This is a genomic window from Nocardia sp. FBN12 (assembly GCF_054031145.1).
Window position 1 is genome coordinate 553,452 of the sequence record NZ_CM132926.1, and the last position, 20,039, is coordinate 573,490.

A 20,039-nucleotide genomic window follows, 5' to 3' on the forward strand; every position below is an offset into this window, starting at 1 on the left:
CGGCGCAGCTGGCAGTTCTTGTCGGAGACCGCGGCAGCCAGGCTCGAGTATTGGTAGCTCATACGCATGAATGTCGCACGGCCCACCGACAAGTTCTGTCGCTCAAACCCATGCTGCCGAGGTGATTTCGATAGTGCAGGACACTGTCTTGCATTGGCAAGTGCCGTTCGCGGTCCGCGAGGCGCGACCTGCACAGTCTCGGCAAGGTGCGGCCGTTGTCAATGCCGAGCCAAAGCTGATCGGGTGATGCCGCCACGGCAGAATCCGATCAGTATTCAGTCGGCACCGACACGAGCGCGAGACGGCTTTGTGTATCGCGCCGACGGTGCGTTTCGTAGTAGTGCGCGAAGGACAGCACGAACGAGACGTGTCCGCTCCGTACGGCTTCGGAGGCGACGGTGTCCACATCTCGAAACCAGGCGCCGTCGAGGCGGCCCGCTCGATACTTGGACAAATCGACCCACTTGGCCTGGTCGAGATAGACGCGCAGCATCTTCCGATTATCCGCCCTGCTGTCCAGGGGGTTTTGCCCAGCGCAAGGCCGAGATCGTCCTGTCGTTCTACAACGGCGACGCCGTGACATATGCGAGCACTACCGCCGTCGCCATCGCCATTGGCACCGACAAACATCGTCGCCAGTCTGTCGGCGGGCGCATTTGTGCTCAATCTGGCGAAGATGCCGCGCCGGTAGGCGACCGAGACGCCCGTGAACATGTTTGCGGGCGGCACTCCCTGCCGTGATAGGCGGCCTTCTGCTCGGCTGTAGACCGGTCGGCACAGCGGAAAATCGTTGGCGCACAATGTAATTGTGAGAGTATCTCCGTCGTGAGCATATTGGCGTGCATGGTCTGTGGAGCGGGCGAGGGAGCGCAGGAACGATCTGTTCCTCTCCGGACCGTTGCCTGCGATAAGTGTTGGGACGAGGCGGTCAATTTCCCCGACCGCGAACCAGAGCAGATCGACATCGAGCTAACAGCCGACCAGCTCCGTGTCGCACCAGCAGCCGACATGCGAGAAGGCACGCCAAGCACCTGCAAATACTGCGAGACCGAATGCTCATGGCATCGAACGCTTCGCGGGCGCTGGCTTCTTCTCGAGCCCGGCGGCTATCCGACTTCGAAGATCCCACCGGGCAAACGCTGGCGCGTCGCTGGGGACGGCACAGCGGTCAACTTGGGCGGTGCCAACCCCACGGATGAATGCAGGATCACCCACTTCGACGTTTGCCCTGCCAAACGAGCTCCCGAGGACGGCGCACTGTTGCTCGCTATATGGCGAGGCAATCGCAGGGACTGGATGGCCAGACAGAACCTCTGACAACCCACACGTGAGGGGCGCGGGTGCGTGTATCTGCCGGGCGGCAGCGTCGAGCGCCCAACCGGCTGGGAACGGCTGCCAACTCCCCGTCGTCAGTAACCCGAGCCCGAGACTTGGCTAGCGGTGCCCTCGGACCTCGTGATGGTGACGAGCAGTCAGTCGAACATGGTTGGCAGATCTGGTTTGTTCCAATGCTCGTGGAGAAGTCGGATTTGGGTGTCGAGTACACGGGTGGTCGACAGCTCGGGGAGGTTGTCGATGTCGAACCAGCCGATTTCCATGGTCTCGACGGGGCTGGGTTGGCCGTGGGAGATGGTCTCGCACAGGAAGAACAGCTTGTACACGTGGTAAGGGAAGGCGGGCTGGTGGCCCTGCACGTCACGATCGTGCAGCGCCACCAGCTTGCTGGCGCGCACCGTGATTCCGGATTCTTCCTCGACTTCGCGTTCGACTGCGAGCGAGGGTGGTTCCAGGACGTCACACCAGCCGCCGGGCAAAGTCCACCTCTCGTCGCTGCGGTCGCGGATCAGCAGAATGCGGCCCTCGTCATCGAAGACGCCGCCTCGAACGTCGACTTTGGGTGTCATGTATCCCTTTTCGAGGAACACGTTCTTCTGCAGGTCCTCGACGGTGCTGCTGCTGATGAGGGCGAGCAGGTCCGCGGCGATCTGTTCGGCCTGTTCGTAGCGTTGCCGGTCGAAGACGTCGGTGGCGAAGACGAGGCCGTTGTGTGCGAGGGCGGCCAGGGCGATGGCGTGGTGCCGGATCTGGGCCTCAGCTGTCGGTTGAGCGTTGTCCATTCGGGGTCCTTCGGTCTGGTCGGCGTTGTCGCGGTGGCTGTTCGACTTTGGTCAGGGGGTCCTGCGGTAGGTCGTGGACTGGCGTGGGGCGAATCCGAGCCGCTGGTAGAGCTGGTTGGCTGCGGTTTTCGTCGGGGTCGACGTGAGGTCGACTGTGCGCGCTCCGTGTTCTTTCGCGATGGCGAGCGCAGCGGTGGTCAGGGCTCGTCCGGCACCGAGCCCGCGCGCGGCTCGGTCGACGACGACATCTTCGATACGTGCTCGCAGCCCGGTGGGGATCGTGTACATGACCAGTGTCAGCGCACCGACGATCACTCCGTCGACCCGTGCGGTGAGCAGCCGCGTCGACGGGGAATCGATGACCGCCTCAAGGAGGTCACGGGTCAAAGGCGCGGCGGTGGTGGATAGTTGAGGTAGAAGTCCTGTCAGCGAGGCCAGGGTCTCGTCGTCTACCTGGTCCACGATGTCGATCACAACCGCCTCGGGTGTCTGCGACACCATGGGCTCCTCCTGTGTTGCGTCACGGATTCGACGTGTTGAGCAGCCGAAAAGTTAAGGGCTGGAACAGTTTTCGACCTATCCACCGGGATCGGCCGCACGTGGCGGCGGTGGCAGCGGCACCAGCGTATCCCGTGTGGTGTGCGGTGGACCTGTAGCGGACACGAGCTCATTCGCCCGGCTTGTTTGCACAACTGTCTCCTGATTCGGTCAGTGCTCCCGCACGGTGGCGGCGGTCTGGACTGGGTGAGCGAGTCGGTGAACCGCTGTGGGCAGGTCGGTGTCGGCGGAGTTGAAGATCGCGCTGCCCGCGACGAGTGTGTCGGCTCCGGCGTCGATGATCTGTGGTGCGGTGATGGTGGTGATGCCACCGTCGGCGACGAGTTCGACGGTGTCGAGTTTCAGGTTGTGCAATGTGGTGCGCAGGGTGCGGATCTTGTTCGGAACGGTGGGATCGAAGGTGCTGGTGCCGGGACGGCTGGTCATGAGGACGACGAAGTCCAGGTGTGCCAGGTAGGGGTCGAGGAGTTCGAGGCCGAGGTCGGGATTGAGGACCAGCCCTTTGCGGATGCCGGCCTCGTGGAGTGTGTCGAGGGTGGTGCCGATGTCGGTGGCGGCGTCGATGTGGAAGCTGATCCGGTCCGCTCCGATGGTGATGAGGTCGTCGATGTAGCGCTCGGGTTCGAGAGTCTGCACGTGGACATCGAGGAGAAAGGTTGTGTGCTGGCGGATGGCGGCGACAGTGCGCAGGCCGAAGCTGATCGCGGGGGTGTAGTGACCGTCCATGATGTCGAGGTGCAGGTACTTGGCGGTGCTGGCCGTGACACCGTCGATGGCCTCGCGCAGCGCGAGTGTGTCGGCGCCGATCAGTGCCGGGGCGATGGACACGTTCATGCGAGGGCCTCCTCGGAGTCGGTGATTGCGGTGGTCAGGCGGTCACAGACGAAGTCGACCTCTGCTGGTGACAAGTCCGGTCGGATCGGCAAGCACAAGGTTCTGGTTGCCTGGTTCTCGGCGTGTGGGTACTTCCCGTCGAACCCGTGGCGCGCGAAGGCGGGTTGGTGGTGGATGGGGACGGGGTAGCGGACGACGGCGTCGATGCCGTCCGAGCGCAGCTGTGCGAGAACGGCATCGCGATGAGGCACCGCGACCTGATACAGGTGGTAAACGTGGTCGCCGGGATCTTCCGATGGAGGTGGCGTTGTTATGTCGGGATGTGTGAGGGCGTGGGTGTAGCGGGCCGCGATGGTGCGGCGGTCGGCGTTCCAGGTGTCGAGCTGGTCGAGTTTGGCGTCGAGGACGATGGCCTGGATGGCGTCGAGTTTGGAGTTCGCCCCGAGCGTGACGTGGTTGTCCTGGCCGTCCTGTCCGAGGCCGCGCAACGTCCTGACTGTGTGCGCGATTACGGGGCTGTTGGTCACGAGGGCTCCGGCGTCGCCCGCCGCGGCGAGATTCTTGCTCGGATGGAAGCTGAAGGCGGCGGCAGCACCGAAGGTGCCGACCCGCTGGTTGTTCCAGGTGGCTCCGACGGCTTGGGCGCAGTCCTCGACAAGGGGGATCTGGTGGCGGGCGGCGATGGCGGTGACTCGGCCCATGTCCAGGCTGCGACCGAACAGGTGGACTACGAGGATGGCCTTGGTGCGCGGCCCACACGCTGCGTCGAGCGCGTCGAGATCCATCAGATAGGTATCGGGTTCGCAGTCGACGAGCACCACCCTCGCCCCGACAGTGGTGATCGCCAGGGCTGTGGCGTGGAAGGTGTTGGCGACGGTGACGACCTCGTCGCCCGCTCCGATACCGAGCGCGGTCAAGGCGAAAGTCAGTGCGTCGGTGCCGGTGTTGACACCGATCGCGTGGGTAGCGCCGAGGTAGTCGGCGAATCGGCGTTCGAAGTGGGCGACGGTATCTCCGAGGATGTAGTCGCCGGTGGCCAGCGTGTGCCTGATCTTCTCGGTGGTGGCGGTCAGGTCTGTGAACTGGGAGCGGTGGTTGTAGCGGGGGATTTTCATCGCGACTCCGAGGGAAGGAAGGGGCGGATCTGCACGATCGTTTTGCCGAGGTCGCCGCGGGCCGCGTTGGCGGTGAGATAGTCGGCAGCGGCGTCGAATCCGAGGATGCGTGTGGTGAGTCGCTTGACGCACAACGAGGGTGACCACCCGGCATCGGCGCTGCGCCGCAACAGGTTCAGGGCGGTCTGGAAGTCGGCGGAGGTGGCCTCGTGGGTGCCCGCGAGGTAGCGCCGCCCGCTCGACCACGCGAATCCGCCGACATCTTCGGTCCGGCGCAGTCGGTCGACGTCGATGCCAGCGAGCTGGTCACCAGGTTGTGTGCCTGCGAAGACGAGCAGCAGTCCGTCGTCGGCGAGCATGTCCGAGCAGGTCTCCAGCACGTGCGGTGTGGCGGCGGCGGTGGCCACGACGATGCGCTGAAACGGTGGGCGGTGTCGGTTGGAGTCGAAGACCCGCGAGGGCAGAGCACGGCGGCGGCGTAGGAACCCGAGACGCGGTGAGCTGGGGTTGAGCAGGACACACTGGTAGCCGGTGGCGGTGAGCACGGCACTGATCAAGGTCCCGGCCATCCCCGCACCGAACACCGCGACCACAGTCTCTGGTGCCAGGCCGAGGTCGGCGGTGACGGCGTGCAGCCGGGTAGCGCAGTGCACCGCGCACGCCAGCGGTTCGGCGAACACGGCCACCTTGTCGGGAATCCCTTCCGGGACCGGGACCAGCGCGGTACGCAACTGGTGGGAGTCACCGCTGAGTTCGACCAGTTCGCCGAATCCCGATGTCCGGTGAGCCAGCGTGGGGTGCGGATCGAATACCACTGTGCGCCCTTGCAGGTCTGCCAGGGCCGGGGTGCTGTCGAGGACGCTGCCGACGATCTCGTGGCCGAAGTCGCAGCGCCCGAACCGGACCCCACTGATCTCGCGCAGGTCCGAGCGGCAGACACCGACCGCTCGGGGGGCCAGCACCACATGGTCGGTCGCAAGTCCGCTGGGCGCACCGGCCACCGTGGCGGTGGTGAGGAAGGCGGCTTGGTCGCGGTGCTCGATACGCCGGTATGTCGTCGTGAGGGGTGTGGTCATCGGATCACCTCGAGGTGATCGGCCACGGTGGTCGACAGGTCGGCCTCGCGCGCGGGCCCCGACATCGTCAGGTCGACGACGACCTTGACGTGTTCGCCGAGAGGGCGTTCACCCCGGGCCATCGACGGGATATACAGGGCGGCTTCCTCGAGCGAGATCACGTGGCTGATGACTTTGCAGAATCGGCTGGGAGACGCGAGGAGATGCTGTTGGACTCGGTCGAGGTGGGCTGGCGATGTCCCGCGATGCCCGGTTACTCGCACCCGCTTGCCAGCTGGGGTGAACACTTGAACGTAGGGGGTGTTGGGGGATTGCCCGCAGATGTTGGAGCGTCGAACTGCCGACAAGTCGATGCCAGGCAGTGCTGGGTGGCGAAGTCCGGCGGGGATGCCGCCGAACAGGTCGAGCGCGCCCTTGTCGCAGAGGCTGGCGGTAGCCGCGCCGATGGCCGTGTATGTCGCCTCACGCGGCAGACAGATGACTGCGCCTTGGATGCTGGCCCGTTGTGTCCGATCGGTAAGGGTGCTCGCGGGGAGCACGCCGAGCTGGTCGATGTAGCGCAGTCGCTCTCGGCGCGGGTGAACGAGCTGCATCCGGTACCCGAGGTCCTCGCCCAGCATCGCCACCAGCAGGGCCGCTGAACCGCTGCCGAACACCGCGACCGTGGCGGCCGGGCGCAGATGTGGGGCCATCAGCTCCCACCCGTAAAGAGCGGTGGCGGTGGGTTCGACCAGCGCACCGAGATCGACTGGGAGGCCCTCGTGCGCGGGCACAACCCCGCAGGGGAGCGCGGTGGGCACGTAGTCGCGCAGGATGCCGTCGTAGCTGTGGCCCAGGATCACGTCCTGGTCGCCCGGGTCGACGGGATTGAAGATCTCGCAACCTCGTTTGTCCGGGGTGACGGCGAGACCTTCATGGCCCAGGATCGTGGCGCGGTCGGACCGCGCGCCGCGTTGGATCTGCAGGTCTGTGCCACACACGCCTACTCGCAGGACGCGGCGGACCGTGGGCGGTTCGGACGCGTCCGGCACCGGCGTGCGCTGAAGATGCAGCCCATCGCCGCTGCGGACGAGGGTTCGATTGACGGCGGCGGTGTCTATGGTGCTCATGCGGTGCACAGTTCGGTATGGAACGGGCGCACCGTCTCGGCTGCTGTGGTCAGCTCGGTCGAGGTGATGTCTTGGGCGAAGATCGCGGTGCCGATTTTGGTGAGCAGCGGGATGTTCTGGTTGCCGTCGCGGTGGCGTATCGAGTCCGACAAGCCCGCTCGCAGCATTTCGTCGGTGATGCAGGTGTGGCTCAGCGGCAGTCCGACGCGGGCCATCAGTGTCAGGATTCGGCCCAGGCATTCGTCGTCGATCAGTTCACGCTGTTGGGCGAGCACACACGACAGAGCGATGTCGATGGCGACCGCTTCACCGTGGTATAGCTTCGGTTTCGCTGCCAGCTCGAACGAGGGGCTGAAGGTGTGGCCGAAGTCGGGCAGTCGGGCGAGGTTGTCCTCCCACAGGTTCGGTTCCAGCTCCTCGACGATCGCTGTGATCGCGGCGTCGATGATGGGGCCGCTGACACTGGTGTTGGCCGCGAAACCGGGAGCGGTGGTCCATTCTCGCTCGATGCGGTCGAACAGCCCGCTGTCTTTGACCAGTGCGATCTTGAGGATCTCGGCCATCCCGTTGGATATCTGACGGTCGGGCAATGTTGACAGGAAGCTCGGGTCGACGAGGGTCTCGCTCGAGGCGTAGTAGGTGCCGAGCCGGTTCTTGCGGCCGTTGAAGTTGATCCCGGTTTTGACGCCCACGGCAGCGTCGACCATCCCTAACAAGGTGGTCGGCACTCGGACATAAGGCACGCCGCGGCGGTAGATGCTCGCGGCGAAGCCGACCACGTCGGTCAGTACTCCACCGCCGACGGCGACGACGGCATCGCGACGCCGGCTGAGTCCGAACTTGTCGTACTCGCGGACGATCCGGCTCACCGTCTCGGAGTTCTTGGTGCGCTCGGTCGTTTCGATCGGCACGACGGTGCACAGTGAGCTGTAGGTGTCGAAGTAGGCGAGGATCTTGTCGCCGAAAAAGCTCATGACCGTCGAGTCGACGAAGACCAGCGTGCGACGGTTGCCGATGCCCACGGCGTCGGCCAGGTCGCTGTTGTCGGGGTCTAGGCAGTCTCGTGTCCGTCGGATTCGGTAGCACATCGTTTGTGTCGCAGCGATACCCCAGATGCGGTCCATGTCAGTAGTTCCTTCCCCCAGGCCGGGCGGTTGCCGGTAGCGATTGCGCGCGAGCGAAAAGCCCCGCTCCGCGCAGTGGATCGAGCCCATCGGATTCCAGCCGCGAGATCCGGTCGCGAAAGACGGTGGGCTGGTGAGTGGAGACGAGGTAGAGACCGTCGGCTTCCAGACAGCGGTACATGCTGTTCATGTAGTGATCGGCGAGTGTGTCGACCACCCCGCCGGACAAGAACACGTGCTCGATGCGGGCGTCGATGGTCAGCAGGTACAGCAGTGCTCGCGCCAGCGGGGCGGTCACCGAGTCGAGAAACGTTGTGGCGTGCGGATTGTTGTTCTCCAGCGCGGCAAACAGGCGAGCCAGTGGTGATGGTTCGGTGGTCGCGTCCGCACCCAAGATGCTCGCCAGCTGCGCGAGCTGTCGGTCGATCGCCTTGCCCGCCGCGATGGCAGAGACGTGGCCGACAGCTCCGCAATCGCACACCGGCGGATCGGTCGACAGTGTTGCTGTGACAACTGCTGGCAGATGACCGATTTCGCCCTGAATCCCGTGCACCGGGTCCAAGACCACCTCGCCGGAATCCACGTCGATGGTGCGCGCGGCGATCCCGCTGCTGACCGTCACCGCCGCAACAGTTTTCACGCCCAACTCCCGGACCTCGCGCCTGTTGGCGATCGCTATCGCGAGACTTGTCACGTCGTTGACCACCCACCACCGGGCTCGTGATTCGTTCTCCCGCAGCACTACTCGCAGATCGAAGGGGTCGGCGCTGTCACCCCACAGCGGCGCACTGGCCAGGATCTGTCCGGTGTGACCGTTGGTGGCGGCACCGATCGAGATCCCCACATCCGCGACACCGGGATGGATTTCGAGAAGTCGACGGGTCTGGGCGAGAAGAAATTGCACCATCAGCTCGCGCAGTGTGGCGGTATTGCTCCCGGTACCGGCCTTGGTCACTGCCGGGTGCCGGTCGTGATCGGTGAGCACACCGGATGGGGACAAAATTGCGCAACGCCACCACGTCCCGCCCAGATCGAACACGATCACCGGACGGCCATCGCCAGCTACGTTCCTCATTCTCACGCCTGGCCTGGGTGGGCGGCGGCGTCGGCCAAGACATAACCGTCCTCACCGAGCACGACAGCGGCTGGCACCGGAGCAGCGCCTATGGCGGGCGTGAGGACTTTCGCCAGTGCCGCACTCTTACCGGATCCAGTGGCCAGCAGGATTCGAGTCGGCACCGCCCGCAGATAGTTCAACCCGAGGCTGACTCGCGTCTCGCGTTGATAGGTCGTGGCAACCACCCGCTGAAGGGGTGCTTCGTAGAGATTGTGGTCGAAGATCGAGGCCGTGTGGCCGTCGGTTCCCAACCCGAGGACCGCGATGTCGGGTACGCCCTCGGCGCGCATTCGCGAAAGTTGTTCGTCATATGCCGCAGCGGTCTCCCGGCTGTCCCCGCTCACCAGAATCGGGCACCAGGTTGCGCGATGACCCGGTTCGCTCAGACCCAGGGCAGTCTCGATCGACCCAGCGGATCGATCGGTTGGCTGCGGTGTCACCCGCTCGTCGGTCTGAACAAAAACGACTTTGGCCCAATCGATATCGAGTCTGCGCAGCTCTCGATAGGTCAAGACCGGTGTCGTTCCACCGGCCACCGCAATGAGACATTCTCCCGATGCGTCGATTGCCGAATAGATATGTGTGGCAATCAGATCGGCTGCTGCCGAGGCCAGATCCGCTGCTGTTTCGTGGACCGCGCATGTCAGCGGCATTGGGTACCTCCTGGGTGTCGAGACGTAGCCGGGACGAAGATCGAAGTCGAATGCCCCCTATCCGGATGGATGGTCGTCGGCGGTGCGGGCGGCAATCAGTGCCCGCAAGGTCGCGATGCGGGTCGCGTCGTGGGGAGCCAAGGTGTGGGCGCTGAGCTGGCTGGCGGTGATCAACCCCGCACCGAGCAGCCGGTCCACGAGCTGGGCGAGTTCTTCAGGCGTGGGCAGGTGGTGCTAATGCCAAACCAGCCACCCGATCGGGCCGTCGCGGCCATGGGCGGAGGTGGCCCACCAGCGACAAGCTTGTCGACGTACGCGGTCATCCCGGCGCGGCGCATGAACCCGAGCTGTCCGTAGTACGCCTCTGCTCTGTGCCGCCCTCGTACTCGTCGTCGCTGTCGTGGTCCCAACCCATCGTTTCGTGTCCTTTCGCGCTACGGCAGTTGGCCGATGGCGGCGTAGGCGGCCAGGTCCCAGGTGCCGGGGTGCAGGGGCCGCAGAGTGTCATGCTCGGTATCGGTGGGCCGCCACCGGTGCGGCGCGATCAACCCGGGTTCGACGAGCCGGTAGGGGGCCAGCATTGTGGTGATCGTGTCGCGGTCGCGCGAGTGAAAAGCGATGCCCGCGTCGCCCAGAGCTGCGACAGCGCTGCTGATGTCGTCTCCGGCGTTGTCGTCGGTGATGTGGCTGAACACGATCCAGGTTCCGGGCCGGAGCTGGCGAGTCAGGGCGTCGAGGACGGCGGGGGCGTCGGCGAGGAGTTCAGCGGTCCCGGACAGACAGACCGCCAAAGGCGCGGTGGAGTCCATGACCGCGGTGATCTCGGCGAGGACGGCGGCGGTGTCGGTGAGGTCGATATTGGCGACGGCGTTGTTCGGTTCGGTCAGCAGGGCACGGGAGTGGGTGGCGGCGAGGAGGTCGTTGTCGATGTAGAGGACGCGGGCGGTGTCACTTGCGTGGTTGGCGATCTCACCGATGTCGGGGTGTAGCGGGAGTCCGCAGCCGAGTTCGACCATCTGGGTCACCTGATGCGTGTGGCTGAGGTATTCGACCGCGCGCCGCGCGAAGAGGCGCGCTTCGGTCATGGCGGTCGCGAGCTGGCTGTCCACAAGGGGCTTGGCGATCACATGATCGAGCTCGTAGTGGTCTTTGCCGCCCAGCAACGCATTGCACACACGGGCGGTGTTGGGGCGGCTGGTGTCCAGCACTGTCTCGTTGGGGGTTGTCATGTCCTGTCCTCGCCGGAGGGTGCCGCGAATCACCGAACAAACCTCCTGGTCGCCGTGACAAGGGATGACGGCGTCGGGTTGTTGCGGGGGCTCGCGGGCGGTCGGATGGATCAGATGCCGGACTCGGTGTGGCTGGCCAGCGCCCGGGCCAGGATGGCGTGGGCTTCCTCGCCGTAGACGGCCGTGGTGGCGAGCAGGTCGAAGGTTCGCTCGACCAGCTCGACGGTGTCGGTGTTCTCGAACGGATCGATGATTCGCTCGTTGTCGGAGTCGGTGGCGGTGCTGAAGTCGAAACTGTCTGCTGGGGCGAGGAATTCGGCGTTGAGGGCGATGATGCCGATGCGGACGTGTGCGCGAGCGGTCAAGATGTTCATCAGGTGGCGGATCTGGGTGGTCATCACCTCGCAGCTGCCGACGGTGACTCGCAGCGCGGCCTCGTCGATGAGCATGTGGAACTCGTACCCGGGCGTGTCGAGAACGGTCTGGCGTTGCAGGCGCGCGAGCGCAAGCTCCTCGCTGTCGTCGGCCATACCCATCACGGCCGAGCATCTGTCGAAGAACGCACGGGCGTAGTCGTGGGTCTGCAACAGTCCCGGGAGGAGTTTGGTGCTGTAGGAGCGCTGATGGATGGTGTCGGACTCGCTGGCGATCAGGAAGCGCTGCAACGTTTCCGGCCCGCCATCGGTGGTGTCGTACCGGCTCGTGTTGACCATGGTTCTAACCTCTCCAAGTCGTTTCGTTGGTTGGGATTCGGTGGAGGGTTCCACCGGGTGTGGTTCGTGTGGGTCGGGTAGGCGTCCCGGAGGCCGGGAGGTTGGTCGGCGTCCGGGGACGTTCCCCACCCTCGGACCCGACCGGCTCGGAGGGGCGCCGGATTCGGTCCGAGGTATTCAGGTGGTCTGTGTGAACGGCCCCGTGTCAGGCCAGGGTGATCTCGCTGATCAGGGTCACCCCGTCGACAGTGCGGGTGGTCACCGTCTGTCGGGCGATCCAGGGCTCGGTGCTGGGCCGGAACTCGGCCACGGTCACCGCCCACTGCGCCGACTCGCCGCCGGTGGTCAACGGTGAGATGCTCACGCAGTGGCGGGTATCGGTAGGCGCAGCGTCGATCCCGGTCTGCAAACCGGTCACCAGTGGCGATCGCGGAGTCGGCTGTCAGGAATCGGCGCGCCCCTGCTCGGCGGATCGGTCCACGTAGTAGGCGTGATTGAACCCCAGGATCGCGGCCGGGCCGTTGGTGGTGTCACCGGGCCCGGAACCGGTGACCACGTCGGGTCCGGAGGTTTCCTCGCAAGCGAAACCGGTCGGCTGCGCACTCCCGTCCGGGGCCGTCACCACCGCGACGACTGCCAGTGCGGCGAGCCCTACCAGCACTCCCGCCGCTATCCATCGGTGGCGGTGTGACCGTGGGGTGGAGGCAGTGGTGGTGTCGAACTTCGCGTACATGGTTTTATCGGTCCTTCGGTGTGGGTGGCGGGGTTGGGGGTGGCCCCGGCAGTCGCTGGGAACGACTCCCGGGGCCGCCTTGGCGCGGGGCAAGCCCGGGTGAGGTGTCGTGTGGTCTCACCGGGCCGTCGTGCCAAGGTCATTCGGGCGGTCGGAAGGTGCGCTGGGCGCGGGTCAGGGCTGTAGGAACAATTTCTCGTTCGGAAGCCGGGGCAATCCGGCGCAGTGGCCGGGATAGACAGCGACTGCGCCGGGACGGCGGGCGGCCACATCACAGACGAACACCAGTGCGGCCGTCAGGCACGCGGCGAAATACACGCGCACACCGGCCAATTCGACCGAAAGGCGAACGTCGGGTTCGTCAGGGCGAGGTGACCGGCCGCCGTTGTTCATTGCCCGGTCTGCCTCAAGATCGATAGCGCGCATTCGATCACCACAGTCCCCGAGGGACGGAAAGCGCTGGTGGCCGGGGACACCCACGTGCGAATCATCAGCGGGTCCGGCACCGGGGACGGCAACGCTATGTCACCATCGCGGATTACCACGACTCGCGCCTTCCACAAGCGAGCTACCTCGGCGGGGTCACCGATCGGCTGAATGTCGGCCCGGACAAGGTATGTCCACATTTCTGCGCGGGGGTGACCGATGATTGACAACGGCGCGACACCGCGAAGGTCGAGACTGGTTTTGACCCGCTGAGCCAGCTCGGTCGGCATCATCACCGCCCCGACAAAACCGGCCCGCATCATGATCCGCCCCGAGGCCGGGTCGATCACGGTAGGCAGCGAGCACACGCTCCGATAGAACTGGCAGCGTGAGCGGGGCGATTCGGTCCATGCCCTGGGTGCGCTGGTCTGGGTCACCGCCACTCCCCAGCTGACGCGGTCACGTCCGCCGTGTCGGCGGCTTCGGTCGTGGTTACAGCGGGCGCAGTCGTGAGAAACCCGGCTAACGCCATCGCCTCGAGCGCTCTGACAAGCTCGGCACGCGACTGGTTGTGAGTAGCCTCAGCGACGGGCAGCGAGTCGACGGAAGAGCTGACGCTACCGCCCGATGACCGGGCACGCCTCGCCGCAAGCTGCGGGTTCAGCTCGTCGGAGTGTCTCATGCGCGGGCCTCCCTGGTGACGCTTCCAAATAACGAGGGGCACCCGTTAGACGTTTTCGCTACGGATTCCCTGAAACGGGTTCTGGTTCCAATCGTGGCCCGCCCACAGCATCGGCGGGAACCGCACAGTGGTGGCCTACCGGTGGCGTACTGGTCGCATTTCCCGGCCAGCTCCTGGAAACTACGGGGAGCCATAACGTGAGGGACACGTGTCGTCGCCTGAAATGAACTGAGACTGGCCAGCATTGGACCACCCGCCTACGGTTGAATCGCTGGAAATTTGATTCCGCCCAGTGCCGGAGTGAAACCGGTACCGGGCGCACAAACAACCTTGCTGGTTGACAATTAATCCCGGAAGTCCACGTAGGTACACGCGGTACACGCGCCGGTACATGCCCGGTACACGCTGGTACACAATCCCTTTCGCGAGGGGCCAGGAGTCGACTATGAAGAAGTGGACAGGAGCGGACGCGGCGGATTTGCGCGAAGCACTGGACCTGTCGCACGAACGCTTCGCTGTTCGCGCGAGCATCCACATCAACACGATCAAGAAGTGGTGCAAGCGCCAGGAAACGATCACGCTCCGCCCCGAGCACGCCGACCGACTAGAGGCCGTCCTCACCGCGGCCACCCCAGGCCAGCGAGCAAAGCTCAACCAACTGCAAACCCGGCGGGCACTCGCGCCCGGCACCCTCGAGATCGACGCTGATCCGGCGATCTGGAAGGCGTCGTGCGAGGACGTCGCCGACGACCTCGCACGGAAGGACCTTCTCGTGGATCGCCGCGAAGCCGGGACAACGCTCATCGGGGTCGTCGTCGGCGCGTATCTCCTCGAACCTCTCGAACGCTGGCTGCGTCAACAGCGCGGCACCACCCGCCCGGTCCCGGTCGTCACCGGCACCGGCGCCCAGGAACTCGACGAACTCGAGCATGCCGCCCGGCTGTTTCGTGAGTGGGACGACAAGTTCGGCGGTGGATTGCGACGCAAAGCCGTCGTCGGTCCAGTTGTCCGAGGTGAACGACATGGTGGCTGCTGAAACCAACCCCGGTCGACGTCAGCGCCTGGGCCACATCCGTGCTCTGCTCGCCGAAACGGCGGCCACCATGTCCTGGGACTCCGCCGAGCAGCACACCGCGCAGGGCTACTACATGCTCTCGGCCCGTTCCGCGCGTGAGGCCGACGACCCGAGCTTGTTCGCCAACGCACTCGCCGGCCTCGCGCGCCAGATGCTGACCCTGCAATCCGAGGGCAACGGCGTCGATCGAATCGTCTACTCCCGCGACCGCGCGAACGATGCCCTCGAACTCGTGCGCCTCGCCCAAGACGTCGTCGGACGGTCGATCACCCCGACCACCCGCGCACTGCTCCACACCCGCGAAGCGTGGGCATACGCCAAACTCGGGCGCCCAGCTGCATTCCAACGCGCCGCCGACAAGGCCCACTCCGCCTTCGCCGATACCTGCCCGGCTGACGACCCCTACTGGATGCACTACTTCGACGCAGCAGAACTGTCCGGCACACTCGGTGGCCGCCTGCTCGAACTCGCCCGAACCGAGCCCGAGTTCGCCGACGAAGCCGCCCAAGCGATCACCTTGGCCATCGCGTTGCGGCGCCCCGAACGATGGCGTTCCAGCGCACTGGATCGGCTCGGAATAGCCGAGGCCCGACTCATCCAGGGCGAATACGCCGAAGCTCTCCGCCTCGGCGAAGCCGCCATCGAGGACGTCAGCAGGACCAGTTCCCATCGTGTCCAGGCGAAAGCCCTGGAGCTGTACCAGCGCGCAGGCGAATGCGGAACCAGCCGACCAGTGGCCGAGCTGCGGGACATGCTGCGCCTACTGGTGCACTCCCCGGCATGATGGGCAGCATGAGGATCAGCGTCACCGGACACATGAACATCACCGCCGCGACAGCCGACCTGGTGCGGAAAGCGATCACTGATCTGCTCGCCGGAATTCCCGATCTCGTGGGCATCTCCTGCATCGCCAGGGGTGCCGACAGCGTGTTCGCCGAAGCCGTCCTCGACATCGGAGGTCGGCTGGAGGTGGTGTTGCCATCGATCGACTACCGCGAGGCAAAGGTGAAGCCGGACCACCTTGCGCAGTTTGATGCGTTGGTCGCCCGCGCCGCTACGGTGCGGGTCATGGACTTCGACAGTGCGGGCCGCGAAGCTTACGAGGCCGCGAACGAGGCGCTCGTCCAGGGGGTCGATCGGATGGTCGCGGTCTGGGACGGCCATGACGGTCAGCGCGCAGGCACCGGCACCGTGGTCGCGCTGGCGCGACAGCGCGGCGTTCCGGTCGACATCGTATGGCCAGAAGGCGCAGCGAGGGACTAGCGATGCCAACCGCTGATGCACCTTCGGTATCCGAGCACCGCCAACTGAAAGATCGGTGAATATGGTTGAGACACAGGCGGGACTCATCGTCTGGGACGTTGACGGCACGCTGATCCCGGCAGACTTGCGTTGGCTCCGACGGGCCGTGGCTCGCACGTACGACGTCGAGGAGTCCGCCGTCGTTTTTCCCCCGTCACGGGTGCACGGCTACACAGACCAGTCCATTGTTGTCGACACGGCAATCGCGTCCGGTGTCACCAGTGAAGCGGCTGAAGATGGCTTCAACCGGTACGCCGATGTACTGATGGAGGTCATGTCCGACGGTGCGGCGGAACTAGCCCGCGACCAGGCCGCGTATCCCGGTGCTGCCCATACGATCACCGCGTTGGCCGAACATGGATATGTTCAGACCGCCCTCACGGGCAACCTGCGGATTTCGGCTGAGTTCAAGCTTTCGGTTGCGGGCCTTGACTCACATCTGGACCTGGACATCGGCGCGTTCGGCTCCGATGCGCGGGACCGGTTCGATCTGCCCGCGTTCGTCGCCGACCGGTTCCGAGCAAAGTACGGGCACCCGATAGATCCCGGGCGAACCGTCATCATCGGCGACGCGCCGAACGATGTCGCCACCGCTCGACACGCTGGATTCGGAGTTGTTGCCGTAGCGCACCGACTGACGCGAGAAGAGTTGTCGGAGCACTCGCCGGATGCGATCGTCAGCGAGTTGGACCCGGAGGCGGTGTTGCAAGCGATCCGCTCGGCGCAAGCGATCCAGTCGACCGTTGGGATCGATCGATAGCCGGAATGCTGTCTAACTGCTCGCGCAACGCGAGGACCGGCCTCTCATGTTGCCAGGGAGCCATCCTTTCGATGGCTCGTTGTGCACGCTCGATGCCGCGATGATTGCCCATCGTCGCCAGCTCGTCGTAGGTTTCGCCGAGGACTCTGCAACCTTCTTCGAGCTCGCCGGACAGGGCGTACGCGCTGGCTAGGTCAACGTGGGCGGCGAGAGCGACGTTGGGGCTGTCCATCTCGGGCGTCGCCAAGGCTTCGTTGAGCGCGGCGATCGCTCGTTTCGGTTGGCCGAGGAGAAGTCGGCACGTCCCGACATAGACCTGGATGCGGGTGGTGTTCCAATCGCTGAACAGTCCGGCGCGGTCATGGTCATCGATGTCGTCGGCCGCACGTTGTGCTCGGGTCAGCGCTTGCTCGCATTCGTCCCGGAGTTCCAGCACTGCGTAGGCTTGCGCTTGTTCGGCTCCGATCCGTGCTCGCGCGGCGGGCGGCAGATAGTCGGAGAAGTTCGCGGCCTCCCTGAGTACTCGGAGCCCGATGACGACATCGCCGTCCGAGCTGATCAACGTTGCAGCGTCGGATCGAAGGTTGCTCTCGAATATGCGCGCAATCCCGCTCATCGTCTTGTCTTGGAGTTCGTCCGCGAGCTTCCGGGCGAATGCACAGTGGGTGAGCGCCATGTCGCGGTCACCGATGGCGCTCCACACCCGGCTCGCCACAACGGATGCCTCGCCCAGCAGCGCCCCAGCTTGCTGCTTGACGCGGTCATCGGTCGCAGCGCGAAACAGGGCGGCGACGGCGTCTCGATGAGCTTCTATCGGGCCGATCAGCGCGTCGGGTGCAATGCTTTGACGCTGGCCCGCCAATAGACGAGTGACGGCGGCGAAGCTGCTCAGGGACCTCTCCGAAGCCGCTCGCGATCGTCTCAGTGGCGAAGTCGTGTTGAAATCGAATGCCGCGACGACCCCTGGATTGTTCTTCACCGGCAAAGAGTCGTTGAGAGGAGAGGCGGAGAGCTCGGCCTTCGTTGGTGCTGTGGCCTCGTGCGAGAACGCGGGGTGTCGGTATCTCCACGCGGCTTCACCTTCGGCCACGATCTGATCGAACCGAGCCCTGTCTGCTGTCGTTGCATGTTGTGCGTAGGTTGTGTCCAAGATTTCTTGCGTTCTGGGTCGGAGTGTGACCACGCTCAGTCCCGAACGCCAATTACTGATCGTTGTCTTCTCGACACCCAGCAGGGCCGCGAACTCCCGGTTCGACTTTCGCATCGCTTCCTGCAGCGCAACCGCTTCGAAGCCGGTCCATCCCCGCCCTCGTATCATCGCCGCCCCTACTTTCCTGCCTCTGACCTGGGAAATGCAAACGATAGATCCAACGGTACCCCACTACTGCCGGTCCAGATCGCTGCTGCTTGAAGACCCGATCTGTACCAGCATCCGGTCGACGAACCCGATCTCGACTGCGGCCGGACCGACGTTGCAGGTGACTACCATGCGGCAGAGGTGTTCTCAGCAAGCGATTGCGGCTGTGCTGTAGAGGCCGTGGACGATGAGGACGGTGGAGCATGCCCCGTATTCGTTGATCTCGAGATTGAGTGCGAGCGGTTGTCTGATGCCGGGTACGCGCAGACGCATCGGTGTTGTGCGGGGCCAGTTGTAGGCGACTTGCATCGGGGTGCCGTCCCAAGCGCTGCGGAAGGCGATGTCTTTCCGCAGTGTGTGGAACAGTTCTTGGGCCTGGGGATCGTCGCGATAGCGGGCGAGCACAGTGCGCAGGTTACGGACCAGGTAAAGCAATTCGCCGTGCCAGCCGTAGACGCGGTCGCGGGCGGCGGGGGTGAGCATCCAACGAATGACGTTGTGGTCGACCTTGCCAAGGCCGGGCATCATCCGGTGGAGTACCTCGTTGCCGTGCACGACGGTCTGGAGCGGGTCCACGTAGCCGCCGAGGACCTCGTGCTGGTCGAGGTAGTCGAGGTGGGCTTGGACTCCCTGATCGGTGAGGCGGCGGCGCAGTTCGTCAGTGGACAGCAGACGCCCGGAGGGCTGCATCAGCTCTTCCAGGTGCCACCGCTGTGCGGGTGTCAAGCCGAAGAACCAGACGAGTTTATCGAACACGGTGGAGCCGGGAATCTTGCGTTGCCAGATGATCTCGTTGAGGTGAGTGCTGCTGATTCCAGCCTTTTGGGCTGTGGATTCGCGGGATAGCTTGCGGTTGTGGCGCAGGTATTCCACCGAGTCGTGGAAGTCGGGCATCCCGGGTAGCAGAGGCGGGTTGAACATGTCATTGGCCTCGCATGTGCGGTGGGATGAGTACGATGTCCACCTCGCGCTGGGCACGAGGTCCCGGTTTGGCGTCGTGATGGCTGGTGCGGGTGAAGACAGCGGTCATTGTCTGCTCCTGTGTCGGTGTTCGGTTGTCTCGCTGCGTGTTCGCTAAGACGAGTCGTTGTTGAGCGGGGCGGGTCAGAGGTGGGTCGGTGGGTCGCAGGGGTCGCGGTAGCCCATGCAGAATCGGAGATCCGGGGTGTCTCTGGTGCCGAGGTGTGTACGACCCTTGGCACCGAGGTGGATCCGGACGCAGTACAACTCTCCGGTGCCGGGTTCGCAGAGTCGGAGGGGTTCCTCGGTCTGGTAGCCGTAGGCGACCCCGAGCCTGGTGTTCCACAACTCGGTGAAAATGACTGAACCACACAACTTCTCGAACAGGGCCTGTGCCTGTGGGCTCTGACGGTAGATGCCGAACGCGGCGCGCAGGGACGCGACCAGGTAGGCGGCGGCGATATCCCAGTCCACGACAAGGGATTCGGCGGTGTGTGCGGTCGTGTCGGGATGGAAGAACCACAAGCTGACGTTGTCGTCGTAGTAGTCGATACCGGGCAGCTCGGAGCGAAATCGTTTGTTGGCGTGGACCAACGACCACAAGGGGTCGATGTAGGCGCCGACGAGGCCGCGCTCGTCGAGGCTGCTCAGTGTCGAGAGGTGGTCGCTAGCGCTGGGTCGGGTTCGCAGTTCCTCGACCGGGTCCAGCGACACAGGGGTCCGGGCGAGGTCGCGGGTGTGGCGGGCTTGGGCCATATCCAGGCCGTAGGTGGTGATCATCTGCTCGAGCACCGGCAGGGTGCACGGGGCGGTGCCGTACTCGATCTTCTTGAGCAGCTCGTAGCTGATTTTGAGCAGGCCGGCGGCCTCGGGCCGGGAGAGGTCGCGATGCTCGCGGACCCTGCGCACCCATCGGCCCAGGTCAGGTAGCTCGGATGCGGCGCGCCCCTGGCCTCGCCGCGGATCGTTGGTCGGGTTGGTCCTCCGGTTCATATCAAGCCCCTCCTACTACGGTCTTCCGTTGCCCTCCACCAGGAGTTAGGTTGAAGGGTTGACTCCCCCGAGTTGATTAATTCGTACCAGAAAGGGAGCGGTCCGG

24 protein-coding genes are annotated in these 20,039 nt (G+C 64.8%); 5 read left to right on the plus strand and 19 right to left on the minus strand.

Translation table 11 applies throughout. The features are described from left to right. Positions 1–268: 268 nt before the first annotated feature. Entirely contained in the window at positions 269–493 is a 225-nt protein-coding gene (locus tag ACWZHB_RS02905) for a hypothetical protein (RefSeq protein ID WP_427906384.1), read from the minus strand. A 350-nt stretch (positions 494–843) separates the two neighbouring features. Here ACWZHB_RS02905 and ACWZHB_RS02910 point away from each other — a divergent pair, with 350 nt between their 5' ends. Continuing rightward, positions 844–1,317 carry a DUF6083 domain-containing protein gene (locus tag ACWZHB_RS02910; RefSeq protein WP_427909063.1) on the plus strand — a complete coding sequence of 158 codons (474 nt, stop codon included), beginning with the start codon at positions 844–846 and terminating at the stop codon, positions 1,315–1,317. Positions 1,318–1,472: 155 nt separating this feature from the next. Here ACWZHB_RS02910 and ACWZHB_RS02915 read toward each other — a convergent pair whose 3' ends face one another. From ACWZHB_RS02915 to ACWZHB_RS02985, 15 genes are all read right to left on the minus strand, one after another. Beyond that, positions 1,473–2,117 carry an NUDIX hydrolase gene (locus ACWZHB_RS02915; RefSeq protein WP_427906385.1) on the minus strand — a complete coding sequence of 215 codons (645 nt, stop codon included), beginning with the start codon at positions 2,115–2,117 and terminating at the stop codon, positions 1,473–1,475. 51 nt (positions 2,118–2,168) lie between these two features. After that, a complete protein-coding gene (locus ACWZHB_RS02920) occupies positions 2,169–2,618 on the minus strand; it encodes a GNAT family N-acetyltransferase (protein ID WP_427906386.1) in 450 nt (149 codons plus the stop codon). Between the two features lie 207 nt (positions 2,619–2,825). Then, the gene (locus tag ACWZHB_RS02925; RefSeq protein ID WP_427906387.1) at positions 2,826–3,509 is read right to left on the minus strand and encodes a ribulose-phosphate 3-epimerase; all 684 of its coding nucleotides are present in this window, start codon (positions 3,507–3,509) and stop codon (positions 2,826–2,828) included. Further along, on the minus strand, positions 3,506–4,624 hold the full coding sequence (locus tag ACWZHB_RS02930; RefSeq protein ID WP_427906388.1) for a DegT/DnrJ/EryC1/StrS family aminotransferase: 1,119 nt from the start codon (positions 4,622–4,624) through the stop codon (positions 3,506–3,508). The genes ACWZHB_RS02925 and ACWZHB_RS02930 overlap by 4 nt, the downstream gene beginning before the upstream one ends. Then, complete coding sequence (locus ACWZHB_RS02935) at positions 4,621–5,700, minus strand: hypothetical protein (protein ID WP_427906389.1); 1,080 nt, start codon at positions 5,698–5,700, stop codon at positions 4,621–4,623. The genes ACWZHB_RS02930 and ACWZHB_RS02935 overlap by 4 nt, the downstream gene beginning before the upstream one ends. Beyond that, entirely contained in the window at positions 5,697–6,809 is a 1,113-nt protein-coding gene (locus ACWZHB_RS02940; RefSeq protein WP_427906390.1) for a hypothetical protein, read from the minus strand. Before ACWZHB_RS02940 ends, ACWZHB_RS02935 begins: the two co-directional genes overlap by 4 nt. Beyond that, positions 6,806–7,933 carry a sedoheptulose 7-phosphate cyclase gene (locus ACWZHB_RS02945; protein ID WP_427906391.1) on the minus strand — a complete coding sequence of 376 codons (1,128 nt, stop codon included), beginning with the start codon at positions 7,931–7,933 and terminating at the stop codon, positions 6,806–6,808. The genes ACWZHB_RS02940 and ACWZHB_RS02945 overlap by 4 nt, the downstream gene beginning before the upstream one ends. Before the next feature lies 1 nt (position 7,934). Beyond that, positions 7,935–9,008, minus strand: coding sequence for an ROK family protein (locus tag ACWZHB_RS02950; RefSeq protein WP_427906392.1), 1,074 nt, complete (start codon positions 9,006–9,008; stop codon positions 7,935–7,937). 2 nt (positions 9,009–9,010) lie between these two features. Beyond that, positions 9,011–9,703 (minus strand): 6-phosphogluconolactonase, encoded by a 693-nt coding sequence (locus tag ACWZHB_RS02955; RefSeq protein ID WP_427906393.1) that lies wholly within the window; start codon positions 9,701–9,703, stop codon positions 9,011–9,013. 57 nt (positions 9,704–9,760) lie between these two features. Next, positions 9,761–9,901, minus strand: coding sequence for a hypothetical protein (locus ACWZHB_RS02960; RefSeq protein ID WP_427906394.1), 141 nt, complete (start codon positions 9,899–9,901; stop codon positions 9,761–9,763). A gap of 236 nt (positions 9,902–10,137) precedes the next feature. Beyond that, positions 10,138–10,932 carry an SAM-dependent methyltransferase gene (locus ACWZHB_RS02965; protein WP_427906395.1) on the minus strand — a complete coding sequence of 265 codons (795 nt, stop codon included), beginning with the start codon at positions 10,930–10,932 and terminating at the stop codon, positions 10,138–10,140. 110 nt (positions 10,933–11,042) lie between these two features. Continuing rightward, positions 11,043–11,645: a Scr1 family TA system antitoxin-like transcriptional regulator gene (locus tag ACWZHB_RS02970; RefSeq protein WP_427906396.1), complete on the minus strand. Its 603-nt coding sequence runs from the start codon at positions 11,643–11,645 to the stop codon at positions 11,043–11,045. A 205-nt stretch (positions 11,646–11,850) separates the two neighbouring features. Beyond that, complete coding sequence (locus ACWZHB_RS02975; protein ID WP_427906397.1) at positions 11,851–12,009, minus strand: hypothetical protein; 159 nt, start codon at positions 12,007–12,009, stop codon at positions 11,851–11,853. A gap of 78 nt (positions 12,010–12,087) precedes the next feature. Then, a complete protein-coding gene (locus ACWZHB_RS02980; protein ID WP_427906398.1) occupies positions 12,088–12,378 on the minus strand; it encodes a hypothetical protein in 291 nt (96 codons plus the stop codon). A 389-nt stretch (positions 12,379–12,767) separates the two neighbouring features. After that, positions 12,768–13,154, minus strand: a complete 387-nt coding sequence (locus ACWZHB_RS02985) for a DNA-directed RNA polymerase subunit beta (protein ID WP_427906399.1) — start codon at positions 13,152–13,154, stop codon at positions 12,768–12,770. Between the two features lie 777 nt (positions 13,155–13,931). On the opposite strand from ACWZHB_RS02985, the gene ACWZHB_RS02990 reads away from it, so the two are divergent. The 4 genes from ACWZHB_RS02990 (at position 13,932) to ACWZHB_RS03005 (ending at position 16,623) form a co-directional block, all read left to right on the plus strand. After that, a complete protein-coding gene (locus tag ACWZHB_RS02990) occupies positions 13,932–14,522 on the plus strand; it encodes a hypothetical protein (protein WP_427906400.1) in 591 nt (196 codons plus the stop codon). Continuing rightward, positions 14,509–15,345 carry a hypothetical protein gene (locus ACWZHB_RS02995; protein WP_427906401.1) on the plus strand — a complete coding sequence of 279 codons (837 nt, stop codon included), beginning with the start codon at positions 14,509–14,511 and terminating at the stop codon, positions 15,343–15,345. Before ACWZHB_RS02990 ends, ACWZHB_RS02995 begins: the two co-directional genes overlap by 14 nt. 32 nt (positions 15,346–15,377) lie before the next feature. After that, positions 15,378–15,824, plus strand: coding sequence for a hypothetical protein (locus ACWZHB_RS03000; protein ID WP_427906402.1), 447 nt, complete (start codon positions 15,378–15,380; stop codon positions 15,822–15,824). A 61-nt stretch (positions 15,825–15,885) separates the two neighbouring features. Further along, entirely contained in the window at positions 15,886–16,623 is a 738-nt protein-coding gene (locus ACWZHB_RS03005) for an HAD family hydrolase (protein WP_427906403.1), read from the plus strand. On the opposite strand, the gene ACWZHB_RS03010 is transcribed toward ACWZHB_RS03005, so the two are convergent. The 3 genes from ACWZHB_RS03010 to ACWZHB_RS03020 form a co-directional block, all read right to left on the minus strand. Next, positions 16,541–17,713 carry a hypothetical protein gene (locus ACWZHB_RS03010; RefSeq protein WP_427906404.1) on the minus strand — a complete coding sequence of 391 codons (1,173 nt, stop codon included), beginning with the start codon at positions 17,711–17,713 and terminating at the stop codon, positions 16,541–16,543. The two genes, ACWZHB_RS03005 and ACWZHB_RS03010, sit on opposite strands and share 83 nt — an antisense overlap. A gap of 414 nt (positions 17,714–18,127) precedes the next feature. Further along, complete coding sequence (locus ACWZHB_RS03015) at positions 18,128–18,901, minus strand: MmyB family transcriptional regulator (protein WP_427906405.1); 774 nt, start codon at positions 18,899–18,901, stop codon at positions 18,128–18,130. Positions 18,902–19,084: 183 nt separating this feature from the next. Beyond that, the gene (locus tag ACWZHB_RS03020; RefSeq protein ID WP_427906406.1) at positions 19,085–19,933 is read right to left on the minus strand and encodes a helix-turn-helix domain-containing protein; all 849 of its coding nucleotides are present in this window, start codon (positions 19,931–19,933) and stop codon (positions 19,085–19,087) included. Positions 19,934–20,039 lie beyond the last annotated feature (106 nt).

Excerpts from the sequence above, each read along its gene's own strand:
- ACWZHB_RS02970 (WP_427906396.1), bottom strand. The coding sequence starts at position 11,645 with ATGGTCAACACGAGCCGGTACGACACCACCGATGGCGGGCCGGAAACG.
- ACWZHB_RS02950 (WP_427906392.1), bottom strand. The coding sequence starts at position 9,008 with ATGAGGAACGTAGCTGGCGATGGCCGTCCGGTGATCGTGTTCGATCTG.
- ACWZHB_RS02995 (WP_427906401.1), top strand. The coding sequence starts at position 14,509 with ATGGTGGCTGCTGAAACCAACCCCGGTCGACGTCAGCGCCTGGGCCAC.
- ACWZHB_RS02925 (WP_427906387.1), bottom strand. The coding sequence starts at position 3,509 with ATGAACGTGTCCATCGCCCCGGCACTGATCGGCGCCGACACACTCGCG.
- ACWZHB_RS02980 (WP_427906398.1), bottom strand. The coding sequence starts at position 12,378 with ATGTACGCGAAGTTCGACACCACCACTGCCTCCACCCCACGGTCACAC.
- ACWZHB_RS02905 (WP_427906384.1), bottom strand. The coding sequence starts at position 493 with ATGCTGCGCGTCTATCTCGACCAGGCCAAGTGGGTCGATTTGTCCAAG.
- ACWZHB_RS02915 (WP_427906385.1), bottom strand. The coding sequence starts at position 2,117 with ATGGACAACGCTCAACCGACAGCTGAGGCCCAGATCCGGCACCACGCC.
- ACWZHB_RS03005 (WP_427906403.1), top strand. The coding sequence starts at position 15,886 with ATGGTTGAGACACAGGCGGGACTCATCGTCTGGGACGTTGACGGCACG.
- ACWZHB_RS02990 (WP_427906400.1), top strand. The coding sequence starts at position 13,932 with ATGAAGAAGTGGACAGGAGCGGACGCGGCGGATTTGCGCGAAGCACTG.
- ACWZHB_RS02920 (WP_427906386.1), bottom strand. The coding sequence starts at position 2,618 with ATGGTGTCGCAGACACCCGAGGCGGTTGTGATCGACATCGTGGACCAG.
- ACWZHB_RS02910 (WP_427909063.1), top strand. The coding sequence starts at position 844 with ATGGTCTGTGGAGCGGGCGAGGGAGCGCAGGAACGATCTGTTCCTCTC.
- ACWZHB_RS03015 (WP_427906405.1), bottom strand. The coding sequence starts at position 18,901 with ATGTTCAACCCGCCTCTGCTACCCGGGATGCCCGACTTCCACGACTCG.
- ACWZHB_RS02965 (WP_427906395.1), bottom strand. The coding sequence starts at position 10,932 with ATGACAACCCCCAACGAGACAGTGCTGGACACCAGCCGCCCCAACACC.
- ACWZHB_RS03020 (WP_427906406.1), bottom strand. The coding sequence starts at position 19,933 with ATGAACCGGAGGACCAACCCGACCAACGATCCGCGGCGAGGCCAGGGG.
- ACWZHB_RS02940 (WP_427906390.1), bottom strand. The coding sequence starts at position 6,809 with ATGAGCACCATAGACACCGCCGCCGTCAATCGAACCCTCGTCCGCAGC.
- ACWZHB_RS02945 (WP_427906391.1), bottom strand. The coding sequence starts at position 7,933 with ATGGACCGCATCTGGGGTATCGCTGCGACACAAACGATGTGCTACCGA.
- ACWZHB_RS02930 (WP_427906388.1), bottom strand. The coding sequence starts at position 4,624 with ATGAAAATCCCCCGCTACAACCACCGCTCCCAGTTCACAGACCTGACC.
- ACWZHB_RS02935 (WP_427906389.1), bottom strand. The coding sequence starts at position 5,700 with ATGACCACACCCCTCACGACGACATACCGGCGTATCGAGCACCGCGAC.
- ACWZHB_RS02955 (WP_427906393.1), bottom strand. The coding sequence starts at position 9,703 with ATGCCGCTGACATGCGCGGTCCACGAAACAGCAGCGGATCTGGCCTCG.
- ACWZHB_RS03000 (WP_427906402.1), top strand. The coding sequence starts at position 15,378 with ATGAACATCACCGCCGCGACAGCCGACCTGGTGCGGAAAGCGATCACT.